The 3,605-nt window shown below is 69.5% G+C and carries 3 protein-coding genes; all 3 read left to right on the forward strand.

The features are described 5' to 3' along the window. The first annotated feature begins 229 nt into the window (after positions 1-229). Positions 230-790, forward strand: a complete 561-nt coding sequence (locus ABZ885_RS37595; protein WP_360199142.1) for a hypothetical protein — start codon at positions 230-232, stop codon at positions 788-790. Between the two features lie 255 nt (positions 791-1,045). After that, complete coding sequence (locus ABZ885_RS37600) at positions 1,046-1,474, forward strand: hypothetical protein (protein ID WP_360199144.1); 429 nt, start codon at positions 1,046-1,048, stop codon at positions 1,472-1,474. Then, positions 1,471-3,605 (forward strand): tetratricopeptide repeat protein (locus ABZ885_RS37605; RefSeq protein ID WP_360199146.1); only part of this gene is annotated, 2,135 nt, incomplete at its 3' end. The genes ABZ885_RS37600 and ABZ885_RS37605, both read left to right, overlap by 4 nt.

A 3,605-nucleotide genomic window follows, 5' to 3' on the forward strand; every position in this document is an offset into this window, starting at 1 on the left:
GGCGGGGGCGGGCAAGGTCGTGTGGTTCGAGTTCCTGGAATCCTGCGAGGCGCCGGGGCCCCCCCCCCCGGGGCGCGCCCCCCCCGAGGCCGGCCGGGGTCCGAGCCGCCCCGCACGCAGGTTCCGGGGACCGTACCGAACCCCCGTACGCAAGCAGCAGCGCACCCGGCCCCGCAGCGGCGACCCCCCGGCTGACCGCCCCGACAGCCCCTGAGCGATCATGGCGGTCATGACGGACGCAACCGGACCGGAGCCACTGGGCATCTGCCTCGTGGCCAATGTCGCGCACGAGACCGGCCACGGCGAAGGCGGGCTGGAGATCCGCGAGGGGCTGCGGCACTTCGCACCGGGCGCGAAGGTGTGGATCGCGCCACCGGCCTGGGGCGACGGCGGCGAGAGCGTCATCGTGGCCGGACGTCACCGGGGTGACGGCCGCCGTTACGTGCGGATCGTGATCAAGAGCCGGTTCCTGGTGAACTTCCGGGTCCGTGCCGTCTACAGTCCGGCGCTGGTCCGTGCGCTGACGAAGGCGGAGCCCGGACAGGAGAGGGAGTTCGGTGCCCGCTTCCTGTGGCCCCCGGAACAGGCCGAGAGCTGGGCACGGTCATGGAACACACCGAAGATGCAGGCCCGGGTCGACGGCCACCGCGGTCCGGCCCACCTGGTCACCGATCCCCCGCCCATGGAGCTGCAGCTCGACGGCGTCACCTACTACCTGGCCCACTTCAACGCCGGCGGCGCCCGCTACTCCCCCGAGCCGCCCCCGATGGAACCGCCGAGAACCGGCTGACGGAAGCGGGCCCGGCCCCTGCGGACGGAGATTGCCCGCGCCGACCCGACCCACACCGCCCCCGTTGAGCCGGAGGACGCCATCCCCGCCTCCATCGGACAGCAGCGCATTGTCTCCGGCCCGACCGGCTGCCAGGCTGCATCGTCCGAGGCCCGGCAGTCGCGTACCGCAGGTTCCCCCGAGCCGTCGCCCGGAGAACGCCGGACTCCTATGCTGATGACAAGTCAGCTATGCGTCTCTGCTTGGGGGTTTCAGATGACGAGTGCGGCGATCGCGGAGTTGCTGCGGCTACCTGGTCCCTGCCTGACGGCCGCACCGAGTGCCTACGGCAGCGCGGTCATCACCTGGGCGGAGGACGCCACCGCGAATGCCGGCCGAACGCTCCCTCGCGCCATCTGGGATCGCGGTGAGCCCGTAAATCATGCTGCTCTGGAAGTTGCCGTCCAGGAGGCAACCGGCGAGGACCCCCTGGCCGCCCGGCGGCAGCAAATCATGCGGGCACTGCACGACGCCCTTACCCTCCTGCCCGAGGTCATCACGCTGCGGACCGACCTCACGCCCGGAGGAGTCGCCATCACCGCCCCGGGGACACGCGCCCTCGCCGCCCACGCTTTCGGTATGGCCACCACGGGCGACCACGCCAACGTCACGCACCGACCGGCGAAACCCGGGATGGGTACGTGAGCGCCGAGGCGTCCGGCGAGCGCTCTGTCGCCGCCCACATCGTAGGAACCGCTGTCACCGGCGACGTGACGGCCGTCGTCCTACCGCCGGAGGTGCTGACCGCCGCCCGCGACATCCAGGCACCACCCGGCCTCACCAACCTGCCGCTCCTCCCCCTCTGCCTTGGCCGCGATGACGCCCTCACCTGGATTCGCAACACACTCGCCGAGGGCAGCGGGACCGCGATCACCCAGATTCCCACCGTCCACGGCCTCGGTGGCATCGGTAAGACCACCCTCGCGCTCGCCTACGCCCACCGATACCGCCAGGATTACAGCCTCATCTGGTGGATCAACGCCGACTCCCCCACCCGCATAGAACAGTCACTCGCAGAGCTCGCGCGGCGCCTCGTCCCGCACTGGCCCGGGCATGCGGCCCAGGAGGAGCGCGCCGAGTGGGCCATGACCTGGCTCCAATGGCACACCGGCTGGCTGCTCATCTTCGACAACGTCGAGAACGTCACCGACCTGGACCGGCACCTCGGCGCCCTCGACGGCGGCCACCACCTGATCACCAGCCGCCGCGCCACCGGATGGCCGAACGTCATACGCACGCACCCATTGGGCAGCCTCAGCCCCGACGAAGCCTCTGAACTGATCTGCACCCACGCGTTCGCCGGCAGCGCACCCACACCTCGTGAACGCCAGGACGCCTACATCTTGGCCGCTGACCTCGGCTACCTACCGCTCGCCTTGAAACAGGCCGGCGCCTACCTGGCACAGAACCCCACCATCAGCATCAACGCCTACCGGCAACGTCTGACCGCCAAACTCGACAAGGCCGCTGGCGACATCGACGCCGAACGCACCATCGCCCGGATCTGGACCCAAACCCTCCGGGCCCTCGCCACCCGCAACCCCCACGCAGTCGGCGTTCTGCACACACTGGCCTGGCTCGCCCCCGACAACATCCCGGTCGATCTCCTGGAAACGCCCGACTCCGACGACGACCTCCACGAAGCTCTCGGACTCCTGGCCGCCTACAACATGGCCACCGTCACCAGGCACACGGTCAGCGTCCACCGCCTCGTCCAAACAGTCCTCCGTGCTACCGCCCCCGCCGGCTCGCAGGGCCTGCTGGCAGGCCGACGCGAAGCCGAGCAGGCGTTGGTCCGCGCTCTCGCGCCGCTCAGGATCGGCTCGTCCCCCAAGTGGGACGAGCTGCTGCCCCATCTGACCGCCGTCGCCGCCACCACCCCGCGGGGGCACATGAACGACCCGGCCACCGCACTGTACGAAACCGCTGCCCAACACCTCTACTACCAGGGCCACGATGTCCGTGCCATCCCGCTCCGAGAGGCCACCCTCGCCCAGTACGAACTGGCCCTCGGCAATACCCACCGCGACACACTGACCTGCCGCAACGGCCTCGCCAACGCCTACCGCGCAGCCGGCAACCTCAGCCGCGCCATCCCCCTCTACGAAACCACCCTCGCCCAGTACGAACAGACCCTCGGCGACACCCACCGCGACACACTGACCTGCCGCAACGGCCTCGCCAACGCCTACCGCGCAGCCGGCAACCTCAGCCGCGCCATCCCCCTCTACGAGACCACCGTCGCCCAACGACAGGAAGTCCTGGGCGACACCCACGCCCAGACCTTGACCTGCCGCAACGGCCTCGCCAACGCCTACCGCGCTGCTGGTGACCTGGACCGTGCCATCCCCCTCTACGAGACCACCCTCGCCCAGTACCAACAGACCCTCGGCGACACCCACCGCGACACACTGACCTGCCGCAACGGCCTCGCCAACGCCTACCGGGTTGCTGGTGACGTTGACCGTGCCATTCCCCTCTACGAGACCGTCGTCGTTCAACGACAGGAAGTCCTGGGCGACACCCACCGCGACACACTGATGAGCCGCAGCAACCTCGCCCGCGCCTTCCTGGCAGCCGGTGACCTGAACCGAGCCATCGTCCTCTACGAGACCACCGTCACTCAGTACGAACAAGCCCTCAGCAACGCACACCGCGATACATTGATCTGTCGCAACGGTCTCGCCAACGCCTACTGCGCTGCTGGTGAGCTGGACCGTGCCATCCCCCTCTACGAGACCACCCTGGCCCAGTTCGAGCAGGTCCTCGGCGACAC

It is taken from the genome of Kitasatospora sp. NPDC047058 (genome assembly GCF_040643935.1).
In the GTDB taxonomy this organism is placed as follows: Bacteria; Actinomycetota; Actinomycetes; order Streptomycetales; family Streptomycetaceae; genus Kitasatospora.